We start from the raw sequence: 25,325 nt of genomic DNA, 5'->3' as shown, positions 1-25,325 counted from the left end.
ACACCGCAGCGCGCAGAAACGTGACACCCGGGGTGGAACGAAGGACCGAATGTGGCAGACCAGACATTCACCGCAGCGGCGGCGAGCGGATCCACCCATAGGGTTGATCACATGCTGTACGGCCGAGTGGAGGAATCGCGGCGCATCACCGCGCTGTTGAACGCGGCACGCGCGGGTGGCAGCGGCGCGCTGGCGCTGCTCGGCGATCCCGGTGCGGGCAAGTCCGCACTGCTCGATCACGCCGCCACCCTGGTGGATTCGTCGTGGCGGGTGCTGCGCTGCACCGGGGTGGAGAGCGAGTCCGAACTGCCCTTCGCCGGCCTGCAATCGCTGCTGCACCAGCAGGTGCATCGGCTCGACGCGCTGCCCGCCCCGCACGGGGCCGCCCTGCGCTGCGCGTTCGGATTGAGCGCCGAGCCGGCGCCGGACCGGTTCGCGGTGGGCGCGGCCATGGTGTCGCTGCTGGCCGAGGTGGCTGCTGACGGTCCGGTGCTGTGCCTGATCGACGACGCGCAGTGGCTGGATCGGCCGTCCGCGGACGCGCTGCTGTTCGCGGCGCACCGGTTGGACGCCGAGTCGGTGGTGCTGTTGCTGGGCAGCCGGGTCGAATTGGATTGCCGTGCGGTGCCGGAGCTGACGCTGGGCCCACTCGATGAGACACACGCGCGGGCGCTGCTCACCGAGCGGTTCCCGGAGCTGGCGGCCGAGGTGCGCGAGCGGGTGCTGGCGGAGGCGGGCGGAAATCCGTTGGCTGTCCTGGAATTGCCGCGCATGGACGCGAATTGCCATCCGGTGGGGCCACTTCCGCTGCCGGAGCGACTGTGCGCGGGGTATCGGGACTACATTGCGACGCAACCCGAGGCCGCCCGCACGGCGCTGGTGGTCGTGGCCGCCGAGGAGACCGGCAATGTCGAGGTGGTGCGCACTGCCCTGGCTCGGCTGGGAATGGGCCCGGCCGCCCTCATCATGGCCGAGAACTCCGGCATGGTCGTGGTTTCCGGGGATTCGGTCGCGTTCCGGCATCCGCTCAAGCGTGCCGCCGCCTATCAGCTGGCCCCGTTCACGCAGCGGCTCGCGGTGCACGCAGCGCTGGCGGAGGCCCTGACCGGTGACCCGGATCGCCGCGCCTGGCATCTGGCCTTCGCCACCCCGGCTCCCGATGAAACCGTCGCCGCCGCACTGGAATCCGCCGCCGCCCGCGCCACCGCGCGGGCCGCCTGCGGTGCCGCCGCCTCCGCGTACGAACGGGCCGCGCGCCTGTCCCCCGCCCCCGCCGACCGCACCCGCCGCCTCATCCTCTCGGTGGAGGCCCTGGCCACCGCCGGTCGTCCGGAACAGGCCCTCGCCCTGGCCGATCAGTTGGATCCGGCCACGTTCGCGGTTGTCGCCGATTTCGCGATGGTGCGGGATGTGCGGGCGCACATCGCATTCGAACGCGGCGCCCTGGGCAGCGCGTACGAACTCTGGTTGGACGTCGCGGCGGAATTGTCGGTGCGGCAACCGGATCGGGCCGCGGTCGCCCTGATGGACGCGGCCCGCACCGCCTGGACCCGGGGTGACCTGGCCGGGGCGCGGCTGGCCCGGCAGCGCATGTCCGAGCTGGTGCTGGACGACGCGTGGACGCCGCTGCTCGCCGCGGTGGAGGGGCCCAATCTGATGTACGGGCGCGAGCTCGCCGCAGGTGTCGCACTGGTGCGCGCCGGGGTGGCGGCGGCGCGGTGGACCACCGACCCGGCGACCCGGTTCCTGCTGGGTCTGCTGTGCGCGGTCGGCACCGATACCGACGACGCCCACGACCTGCTGGCCGAGGTGGCGGCCGAGTACAGCGCGCGCGGCATGGTCGGCCGTCTGCCCGCGGTGCACGCCTCACTGGGCACCACCCATTTGCTGGTCGGTCGTTTCCAGGAGGCCGAGGCCGCCTGCCTGACCGCCGTCCGCCTCGCGGAGGGCACCGGCCAGCCGAACCGCGTCCTGCAGGCCGAATCGGTGCTGGCCGTGCTGGCCGCCATCCGCGGCGACGCCGACCGCTGCCGCGAACTCGCCGACTCCCGCCGCCGGGGCGCGCGGCCGGGTCCGGAATTCGCCTCGACCCGCTACGGCGATGCCCAGCCGGAGGTCAACACCATCGACGCCGCCCACTGCGAATGGGCGCTGCTGCACCTGGATCTCGCGCAGGGCCGTTACGAGGCCGCCGTGCACCGTGGCGAGGCCATGCTGCGCAGTCCGCACCGTCCGCTCGGCCAGTGGCCGCACCTGCTGGCCGACCGTGTGGAAGCCGCCCTGCGGCACCGGGATTCGGCGCGCGTCCTGGAGCCCCTGTCCGCGCTGCGCGAGATCGCCGCCGCGACCGGCACCCCCTGGGTCCGTGGTCTGCTGCTGCGCTGCGAAGCCCACCTGGCCGGCGACCCCGACGGTTTCGAGCTGGCCCTGCGCATCCAGTCCGCCGAATCCCGCTGGTTCGACCACGCCCGGACCCAGCTCCTGCTGGGCGAACGCCTGCGCCGCGAGCGCCGTCAGCGCGCCGCCCGCACCCACCTGGAATCCGCCGCCCGCACCTTCGACCGCCTCGGCGCCCACCCCTGGGCCGCCCGCGCCCGCGGCGAACTCCGTGCCGCCGGAGGCGATTCCAGCGTCCTGCCGAGCGACACCGGCGCGATGCTCAACGTCCGGTCTCACGCGCCTCGCGAGGCCGTCGCGGGACGGCCCCGCGAAGGGGCTGTGGCCGTGCTCGGCGATCCCGGGCCACGGGATGATCTGTTGACGCCGCAGGAGTTGCAGGTGGTGCGGCTGGCGGCGCGGGGAGCGACCAACAGTGAGATCGGCGCGCAGTTGTGTCTGAGCCCGAAAACCGTTGGCCATCACCTGTATCGGGCATTTCCCAAGTTGGGGGTGCGGAGCCGGGTGGAGCTGGCTCGGGTGGTGGCGGAACGGTTCCGGTAGGTTCACTGGGTGCTGTACGGCCGAGAGAGGGAAGAACGGCGGATCGGCACACTGTTGACCGAGGCCGCGCGCGGGCGGAGTGGCGCGGTGGCGGTGGTGGCTGGGCCCGGGGAGGGGAAGTCCGCGCTGCTCGAGCGAGCGGCGGAAATGACGGGAGCGACCTTGCCTGCGGGAGCGTCGCCGTGGTGGCGGGTCTTGCGCTGCACGGGGATGGAGACCGCGGCGGAGTTGCCGTTCTGCGGGTTGCGCGCACTGCTGGAACCCGCGCTGGCGCATCTGCCCGCGCTGCCGCAACCGCAGGCCGGGGCACTGTCGGGGGCGCTGGGATTGGCCTCGGCCGAACGGGATCCGGAACGGTTCCTGGTGGGCCTGGCCACGCTGTCACTGCTCGCGGAGCTGTCGCACGAGGGTCCGGTGCTGTGCCTGATCGACGACGCGCAGTGGCTGGATCAGCCGTCCTTGGACGCGCTGCTGTTCACCGCGCGGCGGCTGGGTGACGAGGGCATCGCCGTATTGTTCGCGGGACGGCCGGATTTCACGGCCGCCGGGCTCGAGATCCTGCACCCGGCGCCGCTGGACGCGCAGGCGGCGCGGGCGCTGCTGGCCGAGCACAGTCCGGAGCTGCCGGTCGAGGTGCGGGACCGGGTGCTGGCGGAGTCGGCCGGAAATCCCTTGGCGCTGTTGGAATTGCCGGGGATGAATCTGGACGCGCTGCCGGTCGGGCCGCTGGCGCTGTCGGATCGGCTGCAATCCGGGTATCAGGAGCACATCGGCGATCTGCCGGAGCCGATCCGGCTGGCGCTGCTGGTGTCGGCCGCCGACGAGTCCGGCGCGCTCGGCCTGGTGCTGAATGTGCTGTGCGCCCTGGGCTCGGGCGCGGAGCCCCTGGCCGATGCGGAGCGCACCGGCCTGGTCACCGTGACCGGGCAGTCGGTGACATTCCGGCATCCGCTGGTGCGGGCCGCCGCCTACCGCATCGCCTCCGAAGCCCAGCGCGTCGCCGTGCATTCGGCCATGGCGCGGGCGCTGGCCGACGATCCGGACCGCCAGACCTGGCATCGCGCCGCCGCGGCCACCGGACCGGACGAATCCGTCGCGGCCGCACTGGAAGCCTCGGCCCTGCGGGCCGGTGAGCGCACCGGTTTCGGCACGGCGGCCACCGCGTGGGAGCGATCCGCGCAACTCACGCCCGACCCCGCCGAACGCGGGCGTCGCCTGCTGGCCGCGGTCGAAACAGCCACCAACGCGGGACAATTCGCGCGCGCCACCCGACTCGGCCACGCCGCGGCGGCCGCGAGCTGCTCCGCGGAGTCCCGGGCCCGGCTCGCGGGCGTGCTGGCGCACATCGAATTCGAGCACGGCGCACTGGCTTCCGCGCATGGGCGATTGCGGGCGGGCGCGGCGGCGGTGGCGCACAGTGATCCCGATCGTGCGGCCGTCCTGCTGCTCGATGCCGGCCGGATCACCTGGGCCGCCGGTGATCTGGCCGCCTTCCGAGCCTGCCGCGACCTGCTGGCCGAACTACCGCCCAGCACCGACCGCAACCGTTTCCTCCAGGCCTACGACGCCTTCCTGGCCCTCTACGAGGACGACCCGACCCAGGGCATCCTGTTGCTGCGCAAGGTGGTGGAGGATCCGGACCGGCATCGGGATCGCGCGCCCGCCATCCGTTTCGCGCTGGCCACCCACGCCATCGTGCTCGGTGATGTCGATACCGCGCGCGAGGTGCTCAGCGAGGTCGCGGAGAGCTGCCGCCTGCGCGGACAGCTCGGCTGGCTGGCGGCCATCGAATTGTGGCTCAGCACTGTCGAATTGATCGGCGGGCGCTTCCGTGAGGCGACGGTGCTGGCCGTGGAGGGCCGCCGCATCGGCGAGAGCATCGACCAACCGATCCGAATCGTGCACGCCGCGACCAATCTGGCGCTCGTCGCCGCCGTCGCCGGGGACGAACAGCGCTGCCTGGAGCTGGTGGACACGGTGCGCGCCAATCCACGCACCGCCAGCATGCATCACGCCCTGCTCGACTGGGCCGTGGCGCAACTCGACATGACCTGTGGCAGATACCTTTCCGCCCTGGAACGGCTGGAAGCCCTGGACCATGTCCCGCTGTACCGGCAGGGCCAGTGGGTGCTGGCCTACGCCGACCGCGTCGAGGCCGCCGTCCGCGCCAATCAGCCCGAACGCGCGGCTCCCGCCCTGGCCGCACTGCGCATCTGGTCCGACGCCCTGGAGGCCCCGTGGGCGCAGGCTCTGCTGCTGCGCTGCACCGCCCTGCTGAACGGCGATGCGGACGCCTTCACCCGGGCCCTGGAACTGCATGCGCGCCAGGGCCGTTGGTTCGATCGCGCCCGCACCTCACTGCTCTTCGGCGAATGGCTGCGCCGCGAACGCCGCACCGCCGAGGCACGCTCCGAATTGCGGGACGCCCTGGAGGCGTTCGAACGGCTCGGCCTCCCGGCTTGGGCCGACCGCGCCCGCGACGAACTCCGCGCCGCGGGCGAAGGCGCGGTGCCGCAGGCCAATCCCGGCCTCGCCGAACTCCTCACCCCGCAGGAACTCCAGGTCACCCGGCTCGCTGCGGGCGGCGCGACCAACAAGGAGATCGGCGCACGCTTGTTCCTCAGCCCGAAAACGGTGGGACACCACCTATCCCGCGCCTTCCGCAAGCTCGGCGTCTCGAGCCGCGTGGAGCTGGCCCGGCTCGAACTCGACTGAATTCCGTCCCGGCGGTATCGGACAGGTGGCCCGGTTTTCGAAGGCACCTCGGCCTTCTCGCCGCCGTCGAATACCGCCTAATACCTGCGTGTATAACCAGATGCTATGGCCGCGTGCCGGGCAGCAGGTTACGCAGCGCCTCGTCGAGGGTCGGGTAGCGGAAACGGAATCCGGCCTGCCGCAATACCTCCGAGGTGGCGTGCCGCCCGGTGAGCCCGAGCGCCGGATCGGTGCGCAGCACGACCGCACCGATGCCGAGAACGGCCGCCGGGGTGGGCGGCGACCACGGCCGGTGCAGATGCCGCCGCAGCGCCGACATCAGTTCCTGGTTGCGCACCGGAAAATCGGTGGCGGCCACCACGATTCCGTTCGGCAGCGTCACCTGCGGATCCAGCCCGACGGCCGCGCGCACGATGGCCAGCCAGTCGTCGAGGTGAATCCAGCTGAACCACTGCCGCCCGTTCCCGACGCTGCCGCCGAGTCCCGCCTTGGTGAGCAGTGCCAGCCGCTTCATGGCCGGCGCGTCCGGATCGAGCACGATCGAGGTGCGCAGAATCGTCCAGTGCTCGGCATTGGCCCCGGTGAACGCCCGCTCCCACGGCTCGGCGACCCCGGTCATCTGCGGCAGCCCGGGGTCCGGCAGCGGAGTGCTTTCCACACACCGTGTTTCGCCGGCGTCGGCCCAGATGGCGGTGGTGCTCGCCTGCACCCAGTAGTCGATCGGCGCGGCCAGGTTCTTCGCGGCTGCCACCAGCGCCTCGGTCGAATCCACTCGGCTGCTGCGCAATTCGGCGATATTGCGGTCGGTGGGCCGGCAGTCGACCAGCTTGCCCGCGAGGTTGATCAGCGCTGTCTTCCCCGGATTGTCGAGCGCCGCAACCCAATCCCCGACCGTGCGGCCATCCCAGATGACCTGCTCGTACGGCAGCGCGGCAGCGGCGCGCCGGGTCAGAATGGTGACCCGATGCCCCCGGCAGGTGAGATCCGCCGCGATATTGCGTCCGAGCGCCCCGCTCCCGCCCGCGATCACCACCGACAGCGCCTCCGCCGCGGGAGCGATCCCGGCCACCTGCGCGAGCCGCGCGAAGCTGGTCCGTGCATCCGTCTGGAGGTTGTCCCCCACCACTTTCCGGAACACCGGCGCCGACGGACCGCTGAACGTCAGCTCCTGCGCGACCTCGGTCCCGCCGTCGCGGGGTGTCAGCGTCCACCGCACCCGCATGGTCCCCGCGGGCTCCGGCTGCTCGATGCTCAGTTCCCGCCCCGGCACGAACGTGGCGATGACGAACGGCTTCGCCAGCCGCCCGTGGATCGCCTCGGACATCCGCCCGCGCGGCAGATAGTCGCCCGTGACGCCGGCCCCCGGCTCCCCGTACAGGGTCACCGAGGTAACGCGCGCATTCCATTCCGGCCACCGCGCCGGGTCCCCGACGACGGCCCAGAGCTCCTGCGGCGGAAGTGCGATGAACTGCGTGTACGACGTTGTACGAGCCATGCTTCGACGCTATCCCCGCAGCCCGCGACACGGAAGCGTGTCGTGACTCTCAACGCGATTCAGAGCTCCCGGACGAACTTCACGCGCGCGAGTCCCGCGCCGTCGTAGTCGGAGGTGGCGGGCACGCCGTCGAGGTCGAGGTCGCCCGGTTCGATCCGGAAGCCGAGGCTGGTGTGATACGCGATGGATTGCAGATTGCCGGTCCCTGTGATGCACCGGACGCGGGTGCGCCCGGCGGCGCGGGCGTCGGCGAAGAAGCGCTGGTAGAGAGCCGATCCCAGGCCACCGCGCCGCTGGTCCGGGTGGACGCCCACGAAGTGGATGTAGGCCCCGCTCGGATCGTCCTGGGAGAGAAGGCCGATCAGGAAGCCCGCGAGTTCGCCCGCCGGTCCCTCGGCGATCTGGCTGGTGGTGGTGAAGTGCTGGAGGAACAGGCGCGGCACCAGCAGACGGCGCTGGCGCGCGCCCTCCTCGCCGCCGAGACCACCCCACCAGTGCGTGAGGCCGTCCTGCACGCGCAGGAAGTCGTCTTCGACGGGCCGCCGGAATGTGATGGTCTCGGACATCGGAATCCTCCTGGGGCAGTGCGTGATCACCCCATCCGATCACACGGGCTACACCCAGATCGCACCGATGGGGGTCGCCGAGGTGGGCGCCGGCGCGGGCGCGGGGAGCACGGTCCGGGAGAAGCGCGGCGCGGGCGCGGGCTGGCGCACCCCGTCGAGTTCGATCAAAGCGCCTCGGGCGGTGAGGTGTTCGTCGGTGGCGGCGTCGGTGAAGCTGCGAATCGGGGTGACGCAGGCGTCGACGCCGTCGAACAGGGCGCACCATTCGTCCTGGGTTCTGGCCGCGAAGCGCTCGGTGAAGACCTTGCGCAGGATGTCCTGCCCGGCCGGATCCATCTGGTGCGGAAGGGATTCCGGGTCGAGTTCGAGCACGCGCAACAGTTCCGCGTAGAACTGCGGCTCGAAGGCGCCGACGGCCATGAACTTCCCGTCGGCGGTCCGATAGGTGTCGTACCAGGCCCTGCCGGTGTCGAGCAGGTTGGTGCCGCGCTCGTCGGACCAGGCGCCGGCCTGGTGCGCGACCCAGATCGAATGCGCCAGCGTGAGTACGCCGTCGGTCATGGCCGCGTCGATGACCTGCCCTTCTCCGGAGCGTTCCCGCTCGTATAGCGCGGCCAGCACGCCGAGCACGAGAAAGACCGAGCCGCCGCCGTAGTCGCCGAGCAGGTTGATCGGCGGCACCGGCCGCTCACCCTTGCGCCCGATTCCATTGAGCGCCCCGGTGATTCCGATGTAGTTGATGTCGTGCCCGGCCTGCGCGGCGCGCGGCCCGTCCTGTCCCCAGCCGGTGACCCGGCCGTAGATGAGCCGGGGGTTGCGGGCCCGCGTCTGTTCGGGCCCGAGCCCGAGTCGTTCGGCCACGCCCGGCCGGAACCCCTCGATCAGCACATCGGCGCGATCGACGAGTTCGAGCACGGCCGCGACGTCGGCCGGGTCCTTCAGATTCGCCTCGACGGTCCGGCGGCCCCGCAGTTGCGCGGGCGGCACCGTCCGGTCGATCCCGGCCCGCTGCACCCGCACCACGTCAGCGCCCAGGTCGGCCAGCATCATGCCCGCGTGCGGGCCGGGCCCGATGCTGGCCAGCTCGACAATCCGAACCCCGGTCAGCGGCCCTCTGGTTGCGCTCACGATCTGCCCCTTGCTCTACCCCTGTGGATGATCCACCCGAGTAGAACACGTTCTAAATTGGCGTGCCAATCGAACCGGCTCAGGCCACGTACGCGCGTTCCAGGATCGCCTCGGTGTCGATGCCGGTGGGCAGGGTGCCGAAGGCGATGCCCCAGTCGCCGCCGAATCGGGTGGCGCAGAAGGCATCCGCCACGGCCTGATTGCCGTGCCGCACCAGCTGCGAACCCTGCAGCACCAGGGCCATGAGCTCGACCACGCGGCGGGCGCGGTACTCGATATCGGCGAGGTCGGTGAGCTCCTTGCCGATTCGATCGATGGCCGTGTCCAGGTGCTGGTTCGCACCGCGCGCCAGGGCGACCTCGGCGAAGAAGGCCTCGACCGATTCGGGCTGACGGGCCATGGCGCGCAACGCATCCAGCGCCGCCACATTGCCCGAACCCTCCCAGATGGACATGAGCGGGGCCTCGCGGTACAGCCGGGGCATGCCGGAGTCCTCGACATAACCATTGCCGCCCAGGCATTCCAGGGCTTCGGCGGCATGCGCCGGGGCCCGCTTGCACACCCAGTACTTGGTGACGGCCAGCGCGATGCGGCGCAGCGCGGCCTCGGCCGGGTCGGCGCCGGCCCGGTCGGTGGCGCCGGCCAGGCGCATCATGACGGTGGTGGCGGCCTCGGATTCGACGACCAGGTCGGCCAGCACATTGCGCATGGCGGGCTGGTCGATGAGGTTGGCGCCGAACGCCTTTCGATGCCGGGCATGATGCACCGCGTGCGTGACGCCGGCGCGCATGCCGGTGGCCGAGCCGATGACGCAGTCCAGGCGCGTCATATTGACCATTTCGATAATGGTCTTCACGCCCGCGCCCTCCTCGCCGACCAGCCAGCCGGTGGCGTTCTCGTATTCGATCTCCGAGGAGGCATTGGACTTGTTGCCCAGCTTGTCCTTGAGCCGTTGCAGCCGAAGGGGATTGCGCGAACCGTCGGGCAGCACGCGCGGCAGCAGGAAGCAGGACAGGCCGCCCGGCGCCTGCGCGAGCGTGAGGAACATGTCCGACATGGGCGCGGAGGTGAACCACTTGTGGCCGACGATGCGGTACGCGCCGTCGGATTGCGGTGTGGCCGTGGTGGTATTGGCGCGGACGTCGGAGCCGCCCTGCTTCTCGGTCATGGACATGCCGGCGATGAGACCGGCCTTGGTGGACGGTTCCCGCAGCCCGTAGTCGTAGACGCCGGAGGCCAGCAGCGGCTCGAACTTCTCGGACAGTTCCCGGTTGTGCCGCAGGGCCGGAACCACCGCGTAGGTCATGGAGATCGGGCACATGTGCCCGGCGTCCGCGATGCCCCAGGTGTAGAACTTGGCGGCGCGGGCGGCGTGCGCGCCGGGCCGGTCGTCGCGCCACGGTGCGCCGTGCAAACCGTGTGCCACAGCGACTTCCATGAGGTTGTGCCAGTACGGGTGGAACTCCACCTCGTCCACGCGATGCCCGTAGCGGTCGTGGGTGTGCAGGACCGGTGGGTAGTCGTTGGCCACCCGGCCCCACTCCTGCGCCGCGAAACCGCCTGCGAGCGCGCCGAGTTCACGCACCTCGGCCTCGGCCCAGCCCGCACCCTCCCGATGCAGGCCCTCGATGAGCGCCGGATTGCGGGAGTTGTCGAAGGGGACGATGTTCGGTACCTGATTGAACACGTCGTGAGTGTGCATGGAGGGACTCCTGTTTCAGCTCGGGATGCCGAGGGCGCGCAAAGCGAAGGCGACGAGCTCGGGAACCACGGTTTCGCTCTGCAGCTGTTCGGCCAGCGGACCGACCAGCACCTCGCCGATGGCGCCCACCAGCGCGGTGGCACTGGTGCGCGGATCCTGCGGCGGCAGTTGACCATTGGCGACACCGGCGGCCACCGCGGACTCGAAGGTCTCGGCGAACGCGCGCCGGAAGCGCAGCCGCTCGGCGTCGACGGCGGTATCGACCGGTTCCGCCAGCAGCACGTAGGCGAGTTTGGGGTTCTTGAGCGCACGTCCCGCGAAGGTTTCGACGGCGGCCGTCACGCGTTCACGGGCGGTTTCACCGGCGCTGCCGGCGGCGGCCACGGTGGCGACCTCGCGGGTGACCACCTCGCGGAACACGGCGGCCATGAGTTCGGCCTTGCCGCTGAAGTTCTTGTAGACGGTGCCGGTGGCGATGCCGGCCTCGGCGGCGACGGTGGCCATGGACAATCCGGCGAAGCCCTGTTCGGACAGCACCTTCATGGCGGCCCGCACGATCGACCCCGCCTGGGCGTCGAGGCGGGCCTGGACGGCAGGGGTTCTGCGGTAGGCCACGAAAGAAGTGAAGCACGGATTCATTTCTTCACGCAAGGGCTCCCGAACACAGGCGTGTACGGCGTATGGTCGAGCCCGTGAGCGTACGAATCGAACGCAACGGCCCCGTCACCACCGTGATCCTGCACCGCCCGGAGGCCCGCAACGCGGTCGACGGCCCCACCGCCGCAGCCCTCGCCGACGCCTTCCGCGAATTCGACGCCGACCCGACCGCCGCCGTCGCGGTGCTGTGGGGCGAGGGCGGCACCTTCTGCGCGGGCGCGGACCTGAAGGGCCTCGGCACCGAACGCTCCAACCAGGTCACCGAGGACGGCGACGGCCCCATGGGCCCGACCCGCATGAAGCTGTCCAAGCCGGTGATCGCCGCGGTCTCCGGCTACGCGGTGGCGGGCGGGCTGGAGCTGGCCCTGTGGTGCGATCTGCGAATCGCGGAGCAGGACAGCACCTTCGGCGTCTTCTGCCGCCGCTGGGGCGTGCCGCTCATCGACGGCGGCACGGTCCGCCTGCCGCGCATCATCGGCACCGGCCGCGCCATGGATCTGATTCTCACCGGCCGGGCCGTGGGCGCTCCGGAGGCACTGCAGATCGGCCTGGTCACCCAGGTCGTCCCGACCGGTGAATCCCGCCGGGCCGCAGAGGAACTCGGCGCCCAGCTGGCCGCGCTCCCGCAGACCTGCCTGCGCTCGGACCGCATGTCGGTGCTGGAACAGGACGGCCTGGAGGAGGACGCGGCCATCCGCAACGAACTCCGGCACGGGATCAAAGCCCTCGGCGACGGCGCACTGGACGGCGCGCAGCGCTTCGCCTCCGGCGCCGGTCGCCACGGCCGCCCGGCCTGATCACCCCCGCGCACGCGCGCACGTGGTCGAAATACCACACCGATCGGTACGCTCCAGTGCGATGAATCGACTGAGCGTGGTGGACGAGATCTTCCTGCGGGCGCATCGGGGCATGGGCACCCCGATCGTTCTGCAGGGGATTTGGCGTACCGCCGACCCGGTCGAACCCGAACTCCTGCACCGCGTCCACGAGGCGCTGCGCACCGGCCCACTGGCCCGGCGGGTGGTGCGCTCCCGGGTGCCGGGCGCCCGGCCGCGCTGGCAGGCGAACCGGCACTGCTATCCGCTGGAAACGACAGCGCAGCCGATTCCCACTGCGGCAGTGCTGGATTGGGCCGACCGGCTGGGCGGCGACCTGGATCCGGAGTACGGTCCGGGCTGGCGGCTGGCCGCCGCCGCGCTGGACGACGGCGGCTCGGTGGTCGCCCTGACCTGTTCGCACGCCCTGGCCGACGGCCGGGCGGTGACGCTCGCCGTCGATCACGCCCTCGCCGGCGCACCGCTCGCGGCTCCCCTTGCGGCGCATTCGGATTGGGCCGACGCCCGTCGGCAGTGGCGCACGGTCCTGGGTGGCGTCGCGCGCGCACTGCGCCACGGCATGCCGCCCCCTCCGACTCCGGTCACTCCACGAAAAGCGTTGTCCGCCGACAACACCACACCCGGCACGGCGGCGAACGCCACCCGCAGTGCGGTCGTGCAGATCCCGGCGCGCGAGTGGAACCGGGTGGCGGTCGCCCACGACGGCACCGCCAACAGCCTCTTCGTCCACCTCATGGCGAATATGCTGTGGCGCACCGGTTTCCCGCAGGATTCGATCGCCGCCAGCCTCCCCGTCGACACTCGTGACGAACCCCGTGTCGACAACGACATGGCCATGACGGAGATCCGCATCGACCGCGACGACACCCCGGCCACCCTCCGCCGCAAGGCACGCGCCGCCTACGAGCACCGCATGACCGCCCCCGGCGGCATGCCGGAGGAGCTGCTCCAGGTCATCCCCGACCGCTGGGCCCACCGCCTGGCACAGGGCGCGGGCGAGCGAGACATCCTGTGCTCCAATATCGGAACCCTGCCCGACTCCCTGCTCACGCTCGGCTCCCACGCCTGCACCGGCGTCGCCGCCCGCGCCATCCACCCCGGCCTGACGCCCGATCGCCTCCCCCGCACCCGGCTGTCCGGCTATCTCACCCGCATCGCCGACAGCTACACCCTGTCCCTGGTGAGCCTCGACCCGGATGTCTTGCGCGACAACGCAACCCTGCGCGGGCTCGCCCGCGCCGCCCTGTCCGATCTCGGACTGGAAGGGACCTGCTGGTAAGAGATGACACCCGCCCGCCCCCGGATTCCGTTGCGAGCGCCGGTGTCGCCCTGCATGATCGGTGCCACCCATCGAGTCAGGTGATGGGTGGCATTCGCCCGCCGGGTGCCCGGGGGGAAAGATGAGGAGACAGCCGGTGGATCTGCAGCCGGGAGACGTGCTGGCCGGGTACACGATTCGGCTACTGCTCGGATCCGGCGGAATGGGCAAGGTTTACCTGGCACAGCATCCGCGCATGAAGCGGAAGATCGCCTTGAAGGTGCTGTCGGAGTCCATGGCCGCCGACGAGACCGTCCGCTCCCGCTTCGAACGCGAGGCCGAACTGACGGCCGAACTCGAGCACCCGAATATCGTGCCGGTCTACGACCACAGCGCCGCCGGCGACGCCGTGCTGTGGATCGCCATGGGCTATGTGCAGGGTGGTGACGCCGCGCAGTTGCTCCGGGATGCCGGGCCGTTCGCGGCGGAGCGGGCGGTCGCGCTGATCGCCGATGCCGCACGGGGTTTGGACCACGCGCACGCGAACAATGTGCTGCACCGCGATGTCAAGCCGGCCAATCTGCTGGTGCGCCGGGAATCCGGAGGGCGCGAACACGGTTTGGTCACCGACTTCGGCATCGCGCGCAGCCTCGGCGACACCCCGACCCGATCCGGCTTGGTGACCACGCTGGCCTACACCGCGCCGGAACGGTTCCGGGGTGAGGTCACCGACCGCCGGTCCGACGTGTACTCGCTGGGCTGCACGCTGTTCGAATTCCTCACCGGCAGAAGACCGTTCGTGGCCGCCGACGCCGCCGCGCTGATCGGGGCGCATCTCGGCCGGAAGCCGCAGCGGGTCAGCGAACTTCGGCCCGGCACACCGCCCGGCTTCGACGCGGTCATCGCGCAGGCCCTGGCCAAGAATCCGGCGGACCGGTATCCGACCTGCGGGGCGCTCGCGGACGCGGCCGGGCGGGCGCTCACCGCGGCGCCCGTGGAACGCGTCGCGCCAGTGCGGGAGACGCGCGCGCAGCCCGCTGCGGGCAAGCCCCCGGAGCCCGGTCCCGCAACGGTTTCCGGCACCGCCCGTGCCAAGGCCGTGGCCGTCAGCCCGGACGGCAGTCTGCTGGCCACGGCCGGACCCGAGACGGTCCGCTGGCTGGCGGTGGACGATCCCGCGCAGGCGACCGCCCACACCGAGCCCGGACACCACGGCCGGCATCGGGCCGGACGCGACACCTCGGATTTCGCCGTCGCTTTCAGTCCGGACGGCACGATGCTGGCGGCCTCGGCGAGTGGCAGCCTGGGGCTGTGGGATGTCCGGAGCGGGGAACGGTCGCCGATCACGCTGAATGTGACCGGGGATGTCGTCGATCTGTCCTTCAGCCCCGACAGCCGGCTGCTGGCGGTCGGCACCACCTATGACGTCTACCTGTACGACCTGCAGCGCGCGGGATCGATGCGGCGGGTCCTGATCGGCAGCTGGGGCGTCAGCTCGATCGCCTTCACTCCGGCCGGGGATCTCGCCATCGGCACCAAAATCGGTGTCGCGCTGTACAACACGTCCCTGGTGCGCTGGGATCTGCTCCCGCTCGCGTTGCGCAGCACCTCCCAGTACTCGCATTCGATCCGGCATCTGGTATTCAGTCCGGTGGATTCCCTTGCGGCAGCGGTCATCAACGAGACGACGGTACAGCTGTGGGACACCGCCGCCACCCAGCTGCTGGAACCGGCGCTCACCCGGAGCGGAGCGGCGTTCACCCGCTTGGCATTCGGTCCGAAGGGCACCCTCGCCGCCGCGACAGCCGCAGGCGCGGTGTACCTTTCGGACCCGCGCACCCGGGAGGAGCTCGGTCCAGCGCTGACCGGCCACCAGGGTCCGGTGACCGGTCTCGCCTTCCATCCCGACGGCGCCTGGCTGGCCACCTGCAGCGGCGGCGAGGCCGTGCGGCTGTGGCGGCTGTAACCGTCAGTGCACCGGCACACGGTCCGCCAGCCGGGCCAGCACATGCTGGGGCACTTCGACTCCCGGCTCCAGATCCGCGGACGGTACCGGCGCGTCGAAGACCTGCCGAATGGGCAGCACGCCCGCCCAGACGCCCCCCGCCGCGATATCGGCGGCATCGTCTCTGGGCCCGCCGGTGCGGATCTTCACCGACGCCTCGCTGAGGTCCAGCGCCAGCACCATGGTGGCGGCGAGCTCCTTCTTGTTCGGCGAGCGCACCGCGTCCCACGAGCCCGGCGCGGCATGCTCGACGATCACCCGCAGCCCGTGCATCCGATCGTCGGCATCGGTGAGTTCCGTTGGGCGGGCATGGATTACCGCCGACCGATAGTTCATGGAGAAGTGCATGGCCGAACGGGCGTAGATGAGGCCGTCCACGTGTGTGACAGCGACCGACACCGCCCCGGTGAGAGCGGCGCGCAGATTTCCCGCACCGGTCGACCCGTGCAGATAGAGCGTGTCACCGTCACGGCCGTACACGGTGGGAATGACCACGGGCGAACCGTGCATGACCACCCCGAGGTGGCACACCAGCCCGGCATCGAGCACGGCATCCAACTCGGCGCGATCGGTGGCGGCCCGGTCCCTGAGGCGAGTCGGCGTGCTACGCAGCGTGGGCGACAATGGGGTCCGGATCGAGGCTGACTCACTCATGTGACCAGCATCCCCGGAGAAATGGCCTCACCAAATAGCCAATTCCCGGCCGATTCGACAGACCACTTCGGGGGGATCCAACTGTGCCGTTCACGTTCGCACACCCGGCGGCGGTGCTGCCGCTACGCCGGACGCTGTGGTTTCCGGGCCTCGTGGCGGGCAGCATCGCACCCGACGCCGGGTACTACATTCCGCTCGGACCGGGCGGAGAGCTGACCCACTCGGCCCTCGGGCTACCTGTCGATGTGCTGCTCGGGGCGGCACTGCTGGCCATCGCGTGGATGGCGCGTGCGCCGCTGCTGCGTCTGATCGGCCGAACGACCACCCTCTCCTGGCCGGGAGTGTGGCGGGCCGCCGCGGCGCTCGGGGTGGGCGCGTTGACGCACGTGGCGTGGGATTCGCTCACCCATACCGACGGCATCGCGGTGCAGCACTGGGAAGTGCTGCGCGAGGCCGTGATCGGACCGCACCGCGTCTACAACGTGATCGGATACATCTCCTCGGCCCTGGGCCTGCTGGCACTCGCCTGGTACGCCGCCCGCTGGTTCCGCCGGACCCGGCCGGGACCAGCACTACCACACCGGCGCTGGGTCCTCACCGGATTCGCCTGCGCCGCACTGCTCGGCGGGCTCACGGCGAGTACAGATCCGGTCACAACCATCAGCCTCTACGACGCCGTACGTCACGTGCTCGTCGGAGCAATCCGGGCTATGGTGATCGCGGTCGGGGCTTATGTGGCAATTGCTTTCAGCACACGGGGGAAAGTTTGATCAAGCGCGCAGCCGCTGCGGCAGTCACGGCCATTGCCCTGACCACCACGGCAGCGGGTACGGCCGAGGCCGCGCCCGTCGGGATCGTCGTGCTCGCCAAGCCCGGCGGCCAATTCCAGGTCGGGACAACGACCTTGCACCTGGTCGACAGGAACCGGCCGGACCCGTTCCAGCCGGATACCGCACGGGAACTGATGGTTTCGGTCTTCTACCCGGCCACCGACACCGAGAAATACCCGCGCACCCGCTATCTTTCCAACCAGTTCATGCCGGGCCTGGACCAGCAGCTGGGCATTCGATTGCCCGGCGTATTCACCAATTCCGCCACAGGCGCACCGGTTCCCGCGGGCGCGAGCTTTCCGGTGGTGCTCTATTCGCCCGGTGCGGGCGATACCCGATTGTGGGGCAACGGCCTGGCCGAGGACCTGGCCAGTCGCGGGTATGTGGTGGTGACCATCGATCACACCTACGAGCCGGCTTTCGTCGAATTTCCCGGTGGCAGAATCGTTTACCGCGCGGACGCACCGAACGGGTTCGATACCGCGATCCGCGGGAAGTACATCGACGCCCGGCTGCTCGACGCCCGGTTCGTGCTCGATTCACTCACCCAGCTCGCGAATGGCATCAATCCTGATGCCGAACAGCGTTCGCTCCCATCAGGTTTGGATCGGGCACTGGATCTGGAGCACATCGGCTATGCGGGCCATTCCTCCGGCGGCTACACCGCCGTCGAGGCCATGCACGAGGACCCGCGAATCGACGCCGCCGTCGACATGGACGGTCAGATCGGTGTGGACGAGGACTTCGGCCGGGTGATCACCGAGGGCACGGATCGGCCGGTCCTGCTGCTGACCAGTCAGCAGATCGAGGAAGTCGGTGACGGCAATCCGTCGTTCGACGCGTTCTGGCGCAGCGGCACCGGCTGGAAACAGCATGTGACCATGCGCGATTCGGCGCACTACGACTTCACCGACTATCCCCAGCTCATTCCGCCCGCGGCGCGCGGCCTGGCCTCGCGCTACATCGGCGCCATCGGCGACCGCGGCGTGACGCTGGTCCACACCTATGTGGCGGCCATGTTCGACAAGTTCCTGCGCGGTCGCACCGACACCGTGCTGGAGCAGCCGCCGACCGAACCCGAGCTGAGGCGGCTGCGCTGACCGGTCGGCCCGCCGCGAGGCCGTGCGCGCGGAGTGGCATTCTGGATGAGCGCAACTCACGCTCGTCGGAAGGCCAATTCGTGGGTGATCTCGCGGCGGAGGACCTGCCCTTCACGGTGGACCGTGCGTCCGCCGTGCCGCTTGCGGTGCAGGTGGCGGATGGTTTGCGTGGTGCGGCGGCGACGGGCGCGTTCCGGGGTGGCGACCGGCTGCCGTCCTCCCGGGAGCTGGCGGCGCGGTTGCGGGTGAGCCGGACCGTGGTCACGGCGGCGTACGACCAGCTGCATGCCGAGGGGTGGCTCAGTGGCAGGCACGGGTCGGGGACCTATCTCACCGCTTCGCCGGAGCCCGCGGCCGCGCCGGCCAGCGGCGCGTATCGCACGAATCCACTGGCGGGGCTGCTGGATCTGGGGGCGGGTGCGCCGAGTATCGAAACCCTCGACCGGGCCGCGTGGCGACGAGCCTGGCGGGCGGCTTCGGATCGAATTCCCCTGGTGCGCAGGGATCGCGCAGGTGAGGCCGACTATCTCGCGGCGGTCGCGGAACATCTGTTGCGGCATCGGGGGCTGGTTCCCGGAAGCGGCTGCACGGTCCTGGCGACATCCGGAACCAGTTCGGCGGTGGCGGAACTCGCGGCGGCACTGCTGAAACCCGGTGATACCGCGGCCATCGAGGATCCCGGATACTCCCGGGCCGCCGGGGCGTTCCGGGCAGCGGGGGTGCGCCTGGTGCCGGTGCCGGTCGACGCCGACGGGCTGCGCGTGGACCTGCTGCCGGAGAACGCCAAGGCGGTGTATTGCACTCCGGCGCATCAGTTTCCGCTGGGGGCCCGGATGCCCGCGGCGCGCCGGGTGGCGCTCATCGAATTCGCCCGGCGCACCGGCGCATTGATCCTCGAAGACGACTACGACGGCGAATTGCGGTACGACACCGCGCCCTTGCCGCTGCTCGCCACGCTCGCCCCGGATGTGGTCGTGCACCTCGGCACCACGAGCAAGATCCTCACCCCCACCCTGGGCTGCGGATGGATGGTCGCCGCACCGGGGGTCGCAGACGCGGTCCTCACCCATCGCGAACTCACCGGCACCAGCGCGGCGCCCGCCGGTCAACAGGTCGTGGCCGCCCTGGCCCGGCACGGCGATCTGGCCCGGCATCTGCGCCGCCTGCGCCGCGAGATGCCGCCGCGGCGCGCCCTGGTCGTGAACACACTCCGGGAGCGCGGCCTCGAGGTGCGCGGCGACGACGCCGGGTCGCATGTGGCGGTGATCCTGCCGTCCCAGGCCGAGGAGGATCGCGCTATTGCCGCGGCCCGCACGGCGGGCGTCTACCTCGACGGGCTGGGCCGCCACCACATCGGCCCGCGGCACACCTTCGGCATTGCCCTCGGCTATGCGGCCCTGCCTCGTCACGATCTGCCGCACGCCGTCCGCCTGGCGGCAGATGCGCTGGCGAGCGCCTGAACCAGCAGGTTTCGGCGCATTTCGGGGAACACCCGGACCTGCCGAGGCGGTCGCTGCCGGAGCATGGCCCGGCCGGAGTCGTAGAGTGGACCGGGCGGCCCGTAAGGGTCGCCACACCCGGCAGTACCCGTATCGGAGTGGAGGCCACATGACCGACAAGGACATCCTCGCCACCATCAAAACCCTGGTGGACCGCGAACACGAACTCCGCTCGAAGGCCACCAGCGGCGCGCTCGACCCCGAGGCCGAACGCCGCCAGCTCGCCGATCTGGAAGTCCAGCTCGACCAGTGCTGGGATCTGCTGCGCCAGCGCCGCGCCCGCCTCGACCAGGGCCGCGATCCCGAGGAAGCCGAGGTCAACTCGGCCCGCCAGGTCGAGGGCTACCTGCAGTAGCCGGCGCGCCACGGATGCGTGCATTGGCCTTTTCGCTATCCCGGTGCGGCGGTGTCCGTGGCTACCATCGATAAATGGTGGCTTCTACAGATATCAAGACCGCTGACGGTGTCGTTCGTGGTTATCGGGGCCGCCGCGTTTCACGCTGGCGGTCCATTCCCTATGCGGCGGCGCCCGTGGGCGAGCTCCGTTTTCGCGCCCCACAGCCGGTGCAGCCGTGGAACGGCGTGCGCGATGCGACCGAATTCGGTTTCGCGGCAATGCAGCACCGCAATGGCGCGCGCATCGGCCCGCGCCGGCAGCAGCCGACCGGTGAGGACTGCCTGACCCTCAATGTCACCGTCCCCAATGACCCCGCGCCCGGCCCGCGCCCGGTCATGGTGTTCATCCACGGCGGCGGCTATGTGATCGGCACGTCCGCGCTCGGCCTGTATTCCGGTGCGCGACTTGCCCTTCGGGGCGACGTGGTGCTGGTGTCGATCAACTACCGGCTGGGCGCGTTCGGCTATGTGGACTTCAGTGAATACGCCACGCCCGCACACCGATTCGACTCCAACCTCGGCCTGCGCGATCAGGTGGCGGCCCTGGAGTGGGTGCAGCGCAATATCGCCGCGTTCGGCGGCGATCCGAACAATGTCACCATCTTCGGCGAATCCGCTGGGGCGCACGCGGTGCTGGCACTCATGTGCACACCCGCCGCCGCGGGGCTCTTCCATCGCGGCATCTCCCAGAGCCCGCCCGCCGACTGGGGCACCTCGCTCGCCGACGCGAAGGTCTTCGCCCGCCGCTGCATCGACAAGCTCGGCGTCGCACCCGACGCGGCGGCGCAAGCCCTGCTCACGGCCCGCCCCAACGACATTCGCCGCGCGGTCGATCATGCCGTCGGCTCGGTCCTGCGCGAACAGCCGGGCCTGTTCCCGGTCGCGCCCCTGGTGGACGGCGACTACCTCCCGCAGGCCCCGGTGGACGCCTTCACCAGTGGTTCCGCCCACAAGCTGCCCCTCATCATCGGCACCAACCGCGACGAGGGCACCCTGTTCACCCGCTTCGACGACACCCTGCCCACCACCCCCGACCGCATCCACTGGCTGCTCGGCCAGGGCGACGTCGCCGCCGAATCCCGGGTAACCGCAGCGTATCCCGGCTACCCCAAGCCCAAGGTGGCGGTCCGCATAGGCGGCGACTTCACCTTCTGGCGCCCCGCACTCCAGGTGATGGCGGCCCACAGCCGCTTCGCCCCCACCTACGCCTACCGCTACGACTTCGCCCCCCGCGCACTGCATCTCGCCGGTTTCGGCGCCACCCACGCCTCGGATCTGCTCCCCGTCTTCGGCGCAGCCGACTCCCCCTTCGCCCGCGCCCTCACCGCGGCCGGTGGCCAACGCGGATTACGCTCGGTAACAAGGCAATTCCAAGAGAACTGGCTGGCCTTCGCCCGCACCGGCGCTCCCCTCCCCTCCTGGCCCGCCTACACCGAGGACCAGCGCGCCACCATGATCATCGACTATCCGCCGCGCGTCGACCACGATCCCGAGCAGGCCAAACGCCTCGCCTGGCAAGGAGTGACCCTGCCCGCCCTGGTCTGACTATTTCAGCAGCCGCGACATGCGGCGATCGGCGAGGATCTTGCCGCCGGTCTGGCAGGTCGGGCAGTACTGGAAGGACTTGTCCACGTAGGCGACTTCACGGACGGTGTCGCCGCATACCGGGCAGGGCAGGCCGGTGCGGCCGTGCACCTGTAGGCCGGATCGCTTCTCGCCCTTGAGGCGGGCCGCGTCCTGGCCTACCGATCGCTCGATGGCGTCGCCGAGGCTGGCGCGCATGGCGGAGTACAGGCGCGACGTCTGGTCGGCGTCGAGGCTTCGGGTGCTCGCGAAAGGCGAGAGTTTGGCGGTGTGCAGGATTTCGTCGGAGTAGGCGTTGCCGATCCCGGCGATCAGGCCCTGATCGGTGAGTGCGGTCTTCACCCGCTGCGAAGTCCCGTGCAGGAGTTCACCGAACTCGGCCTCGCTCACCGCCAGGGCGTCGGGGCCGAGCCGCGCGATGCTGGGCACCTGGAGCGGTTCCTTGGTGATCCACACCGCCAGCCGCTTCTTGGTGCCCGCCTCGGTGAGGTCGAAGGCCGGGGTGGACCCGTCCGGCGTGAACAGGTTCACCCGCAGGGCCAGCGGGCCTTTCCCCGGTTTCGGCGGCGCGGCGGAGGGTTCATCGATCCACCGCAGCCATCCCGCCCGCGACAGATGGGTGATCAACCACAACCCGTCGCAGTCGATCCCGAGATGTTTCCCCCAGTGCCCCACCCCGGTCACATCCCGCCCGGACAGCGCGGTGGCCGGCGGATCGAAAGTCTTCAGAACGCTCAGCGCCGCAATATCGACCCGCCCCACCACCGCTCCCACGGCATGCTCGACCAGGAACTGTTCGAGAGCCACGATTTCCGGCAACTCGGGCATACCCGCAGCCTACCGGCGATGACCGACAGCCGTCGGATGGCGCGCGCCGACCCCGGAATCCCCGGCCGATCCGCGATTACCATTCGAAACAGCGGTGATGGTGACGTGCGTCACGGCCCCGCCCCGGTTTTGCAAACACCGCATACACTGTGATCACTGTTCACATTTGATGAATGTGCGAGGCAGACATGAGTGAAGCGAAGGCGGCCGTCCGGGCCATGCTGGAACGAGAGCGTCGCGAGCTGGCAGACCTGCTGCGCACCCTCACCCCGCAGCAGTGGAACACCGAATCCCTGTGCACCGGCTGGCGAGTTCGCGACGTCGTGGCCCATCTGCTCTACGAGACGCGATCAGCGGGCGCCTATACCGCCGACGTGATCCGCTCCCGAGGGTCGTTCGATCGCATGAACGGCCTGCACGTCGACAGCGCCCGCCACCTGTCGACCGACGACCTGATCACCGCCTACGAATCCACCATCACCCGCGGCGTGGGATACCGCTGGGCACCACGACTCTCCCTGGCGGACACCATGATTCACCACCAGGACATCCGCCGCCCGCTGGGGCTGCCCCGGACCGTTCCGGAAGCGCACCTGCGAACCCTCCTGAACCACCCGGATCCGACCCTGCGCCCCGGCCCCCGCATGCGCGGATTGTCTTTCCAGGCCACCGATCTGGACTGGCAGCAGGGCGAAGGCCCACCGGTGAAGGGCCCCGGCGAGGCAATCTTCATGGCCATCGCGGGCCGCACCCCCGCGCTGGACGACCTGACCGGCACAGGCGTCGACATCCTCCGCGGTCGCCTGACCTGACCCGAGGAGTATTCATGGCCCAGCTCAGCACCCGCGCCCGAACGATCCGGCAGCACATCATGGATCAGGTTCGCGCCACCGGCACCGCACCATCCATCGCCGACCTGCGCACCCGATTCGCGCTGTCGGACAACGAATTATCGTCGGACCTCCGCGACCTCGAGGGCGCGATCTGCGTGGCCCGCCAGGACGCCGAGCACGCCGACAGCCCCACCTTCCAAGACGAACCCCTGAACCATCCCCAGCCGTCCCGAGGCGAACTCGTCTACGCCCGCCCGTTCGCCACCTTCGAAAACCACTACCGCATAACCGTCGACGGCGATCAACGCTGGTTCGCCGAATGCGCGGTGGAGGCGTGCGCCATCTCCGCCCAGTTCCCCGGGGCGGAGGTGATCGTCGAATCCCATTGCCGCCAAACCGGACAACCGATCCGCCTGACCGGCCGCGACGGCGTCCTACTCGACTTCACCCCGAAAACCCTTCGCGTGCACCTCGGTTACCCCCTTCGCGAAATGCCCCACCGTGTCGTCGGCTGGTGCGACTACAACAGCTTCTTCGCCTCGGAGGAAGCAGCCGCCGAATGGCAACGCACGCACCCGAATATCCACGGCATAACCCGCTCGCCGCACCAGATGTCTCAGCTCATCAACGAAACCCTCGGCCCGGGCCGTCTCCGCGGCGACTACCAACCAGAGATCCCCCTGCTTCCCCTGCTGCGCACTCCCGCCCGCTACGGCCTGACCCGCAGCACCGGCTTCGCCCGCGCACTGCCGGACCCCTTCTGGCTCCCGACGCCGCGCATGGCCGTCGACTGGCGCCGACGTCTGGGAAGCTTCATCCGCTTCCGTGTACGCCCCGGTCAGCGGGGGTCGAGGATGATGATCGGGATTTCTCGTCCGGGGGCGTTGCGGCGGTAGAAGTCGAAGGCCGGGAAGGCTTCGATGAAGCTGGGCCACAGCCTGTTTCGTTCGGCATCGTCGGCGAGACGGGCGCGGACCGGGCGGATTTCAGCGCCGATTCGGACGGTGGTCTCGGGGTTGGCGCGGAGATTGTGGAACCAGGCCGGGTTGGTGGGCTGGCCGGCCTTGGAGGCGACGATGGCCAGGAGGCCATCGGCTTGGTGGTAGATGGCCGGGGAGGTTCTGCGGAGTCCGGTGCGGGCGCCGACGTGGTCCAGCAACAGGATTCGGGCGCGCGGCCAGCCGAGGATGGATGCGCCGATTCTGCCGTTGGACCAGCGGTACAGGGCCACATGAATTTTCGTGGAGCGGCGGCCCAGGTAGATGCCTCGGCGATTCAATCGCTCTGATGTGGAAAGCATCAAATTGCCGAGGATCCCCATGGAAAACAGTGTGCCAGAACGGGATCAGAACCCGAAGGATCCGGTGCCGGGCTTGGTGGGGCCGGGATCGGTGGGCTGATCGGTGACCGTGACGACCTTGGTGGTGACGGAGCCCGCGACGCCGGCGCGGCCGGAGAAGGTCGCGCCGATGGTGTAGGAGCCTGCGGCGCCGGGGGTCCAGACGATCGACGCCTTGCCGCTGGCGTTGACCGGGATGTCGCCGAGGATATTGTCGCCGGCCTTGAATTGGACGGTGCCGCCGGCCGCGGCGGGGGTCACGGTGGCTTCCAGGGTGACGGCCTTACCGGTTTGCGCGCCGGTCACGTCGGCGAGGGCGGTGCTCGACAGGGCGTCGCTGGAGACCGTGATGTTGGGGCCCTTGCCCTGGTAGGTGCCGTCGCCGAGAGAGCCGCCGTAGTGCATGGAGGTGGTCAGCGGGGTGTCGCGGGCGCAGTTGACGCCGACCTTGTACTGCACTTCGAAGGTTTGCGACTTCGGGTTGATGTTCGGGTACACCGGGTATTTGGTGATGCCGAATTCGGCGCGGACCCAGTCCGAGGAGGAGGTGTCGAGGTCCACCTGGTCGCCGCCCATGCGCGCCGAGCCGGGGACCGGGGTGAGGCAGGCGGGGTGAAGGTCCTTGACCGAGTAGATGTACTCGACCGGAATTCCGGTGCGCTCGAATGTCGTTGTGACGGTGACGATGTCACCGACGACCGGGTTGACGTTCGAGACCGTGCGGGTGAACTTGCTGTTCCCGTCGGTCCAGGTGATCGTGCCCGGTGCGGCCGCGGCCGTGCCGGGCACCGCCGCGGCCACGAAACCGGCCGCCACCGCGAACGCGGCCAGGGAACCGGCCACCCGCTGCATTCTTCTGTCCACCATCGTTGCTCCCAAGCACATCGGGTACCCCTCGATCTCGTGATCGAGGCGCTCACGCACCCGAGTTGGCGCGATTAGATCATGGTCGAACGTCCA

The 25,325-nt window shown here is 70.2% G+C and carries 20 protein-coding genes and 1 pseudogene; 12 read left to right on the top strand and 9 right to left on the bottom strand.

What is annotated here, in order from left to right; genetic code table 11:
* Positions 1–111 precede the first annotated feature (111 nt).
* Positions 112–2,940, top strand: a complete 2,829-nt coding sequence (locus H0264_RS38980; protein ID WP_181583640.1) for a helix-turn-helix transcriptional regulator — start codon at positions 112–114, stop codon at positions 2,938–2,940.
* 9 nt (positions 2,941–2,949) lie between these two features.
* On the top strand, positions 2,950–5,655 hold the full coding sequence (locus H0264_RS09580) for an ATP-binding protein (RefSeq protein WP_181583639.1): 2,706 nt from the start codon (positions 2,950–2,952) through the stop codon (positions 5,653–5,655).
* 103 nt (positions 5,656–5,758) lie between these two features.
* Here H0264_RS09580 and H0264_RS09575 read toward each other — a convergent pair whose 3' ends face one another.
* The 5 genes from H0264_RS09575 to H0264_RS09555 form a co-directional block, all read right to left on the bottom strand.
* Positions 5,759–7,150: a DUF1731 domain-containing protein gene (locus H0264_RS09575; RefSeq protein ID WP_181583638.1), complete on the bottom strand. Its 1,392-nt coding sequence runs from the start codon at positions 7,148–7,150 to the stop codon at positions 5,759–5,761.
* Between the two features lie 59 nt (positions 7,151–7,209).
* Entirely contained in the window at positions 7,210–7,716 is a 507-nt protein-coding gene (locus tag H0264_RS09570; RefSeq protein WP_181583637.1) for a GNAT family N-acetyltransferase, read from the bottom strand.
* A gap of 48 nt (positions 7,717–7,764) precedes the next feature.
* A complete protein-coding gene (locus H0264_RS09565; protein ID WP_181583636.1) occupies positions 7,765–8,844 on the bottom strand; it encodes a CaiB/BaiF CoA transferase family protein in 1,080 nt (359 codons plus the stop codon).
* Between the two features lie 79 nt (positions 8,845–8,923).
* A complete protein-coding gene (locus tag H0264_RS09560) occupies positions 8,924–10,546 on the bottom strand; it encodes an acyl-CoA dehydrogenase family protein (RefSeq protein ID WP_181583635.1) in 1,623 nt (540 codons plus the stop codon).
* Positions 10,547–10,561: 15 nt separating this feature from the next.
* A complete protein-coding gene (locus H0264_RS09555) occupies positions 10,562–11,161 on the bottom strand; it encodes a TetR/AcrR family transcriptional regulator (RefSeq protein WP_181583634.1) in 600 nt (199 codons plus the stop codon).
* Between the two features lie 77 nt (positions 11,162–11,238).
* Between H0264_RS09555 and H0264_RS09550 the strand changes: the two genes are divergently transcribed.
* The 3 genes from H0264_RS09550 to H0264_RS09540 all read left to right on the top strand — a co-directional run bounded on the left by H0264_RS09550 (position 11,239) and on the right by H0264_RS09540 (position 15,263).
* Positions 11,239–12,000, top strand: a complete 762-nt coding sequence (locus tag H0264_RS09550; RefSeq protein ID WP_181583633.1) for a crotonase/enoyl-CoA hydratase family protein — start codon at positions 11,239–11,241, stop codon at positions 11,998–12,000.
* A 61-nt stretch (positions 12,001–12,061) separates the two neighbouring features.
* Positions 12,062–13,318 carry a hypothetical protein gene (locus H0264_RS09545; RefSeq protein WP_244976143.1) on the top strand — a complete coding sequence of 419 codons (1,257 nt, stop codon included), beginning with the start codon at positions 12,062–12,064 and terminating at the stop codon, positions 13,316–13,318.
* 136 nt (positions 13,319–13,454) lie between these two features.
* Positions 13,455–15,263 carry a WD40 repeat domain-containing serine/threonine protein kinase gene (locus tag H0264_RS09540; protein WP_181583632.1) on the top strand — a complete coding sequence of 603 codons (1,809 nt, stop codon included), beginning with the start codon at positions 13,455–13,457 and terminating at the stop codon, positions 15,261–15,263.
* 3 nt (positions 15,264–15,266) lie between these two features.
* On the opposite strand, the gene H0264_RS09535 is transcribed toward H0264_RS09540, so the two are convergent.
* A complete protein-coding gene (locus H0264_RS09535) occupies positions 15,267–15,956 on the bottom strand; it encodes a pyridoxamine 5'-phosphate oxidase family protein (protein WP_181583631.1) in 690 nt (229 codons plus the stop codon).
* Positions 15,957–16,039: 83 nt separating this feature from the next.
* Between H0264_RS09535 and H0264_RS09530 the strand changes: the two genes are divergently transcribed.
* From H0264_RS09530 to H0264_RS09510, 5 genes are all read left to right on the top strand, one after another.
* Positions 16,040–16,726 carry a DUF4184 family protein gene (locus tag H0264_RS09530; RefSeq protein ID WP_181583630.1) on the top strand — a complete coding sequence of 229 codons (687 nt, stop codon included), beginning with the start codon at positions 16,040–16,042 and terminating at the stop codon, positions 16,724–16,726.
* The gene (locus tag H0264_RS09525; RefSeq protein ID WP_181583629.1) at positions 16,723–17,886 is read left to right on the top strand and encodes an alpha/beta hydrolase family protein; all 1,164 of its coding nucleotides are present in this window, start codon (positions 16,723–16,725) and stop codon (positions 17,884–17,886) included. Before H0264_RS09530 ends, H0264_RS09525 begins: the two co-directional genes overlap by 4 nt.
* An 80-nt stretch (positions 17,887–17,966) precedes the next feature.
* Entirely contained in the window at positions 17,967–19,346 is a 1,380-nt protein-coding gene (gene pdxR / locus H0264_RS09520) for a MocR-like pyridoxine biosynthesis transcription factor PdxR (protein ID WP_181583628.1), read from the top strand.
* 148 nt (positions 19,347–19,494) lie between these two features.
* The gene (locus tag H0264_RS09515) at positions 19,495–19,740 is read left to right on the top strand and encodes a DUF2630 family protein (RefSeq protein WP_181583627.1); all 246 of its coding nucleotides are present in this window, start codon (positions 19,495–19,497) and stop codon (positions 19,738–19,740) included.
* A gap of 74 nt (positions 19,741–19,814) precedes the next feature.
* Positions 19,815–21,326: a carboxylesterase/lipase family protein gene (locus H0264_RS09510; RefSeq protein ID WP_181583626.1), complete on the top strand. Its 1,512-nt coding sequence runs from the start codon at positions 19,815–19,817 to the stop codon at positions 21,324–21,326.
* On the opposite strand, the gene H0264_RS09505 is transcribed toward H0264_RS09510, so the two are convergent.
* The gene (locus H0264_RS09505) at positions 21,327–22,193 is read right to left on the bottom strand and encodes an Fpg/Nei family DNA glycosylase (protein WP_181583625.1); all 867 of its coding nucleotides are present in this window, start codon (positions 22,191–22,193) and stop codon (positions 21,327–21,329) included.
* A 188-nt stretch (positions 22,194–22,381) separates the two neighbouring features.
* On the opposite strand from H0264_RS09505, the gene H0264_RS09500 reads away from it, so the two are divergent.
* Both H0264_RS09500 and H0264_RS09495 read left to right on the top strand, forming a co-directional pair.
* Positions 22,382–23,005: a maleylpyruvate isomerase family mycothiol-dependent enzyme gene (locus H0264_RS09500; RefSeq protein ID WP_181583624.1), complete on the top strand. Its 624-nt coding sequence runs from the start codon at positions 22,382–22,384 to the stop codon at positions 23,003–23,005.
* A gap of 14 nt (positions 23,006–23,019) precedes the next feature.
* Positions 23,020–23,859: pseudogene (locus tag H0264_RS09495) on the top strand (alkylmercury lyase family protein); the annotation flags it as partial.
* Between the two features lie 5 nt (positions 23,860–23,864).
* Here H0264_RS09495 and H0264_RS09490 read toward each other — a convergent pair.
* Both H0264_RS09490 and H0264_RS09485 read right to left on the bottom strand, forming a co-directional pair.
* Positions 23,865–24,326, bottom strand: a complete 462-nt coding sequence (locus H0264_RS09490; protein ID WP_231083313.1) for a nitroreductase/quinone reductase family protein — start codon at positions 24,324–24,326, stop codon at positions 23,865–23,867.
* Between the two features lie 45 nt (positions 24,327–24,371).
* On the bottom strand, positions 24,372–25,232 hold the full coding sequence (locus tag H0264_RS09485) for an Ig-like domain-containing protein (RefSeq protein ID WP_181583622.1): 861 nt from the start codon (positions 25,230–25,232) through the stop codon (positions 24,372–24,374).
* Positions 25,233–25,325: the final 93 nt, after the last annotated feature.

The organism is Nocardia huaxiensis (genome assembly GCF_013744875.1).
GTDB lineage: Bacteria > Actinomycetota > Actinomycetes > Mycobacteriales > Mycobacteriaceae > Nocardia > Nocardia huaxiensis.
The sequence above is the reverse complement of the archived record's forward strand: the minus strand, read 5'-3'. Positions and strand labels throughout refer to the sequence as shown.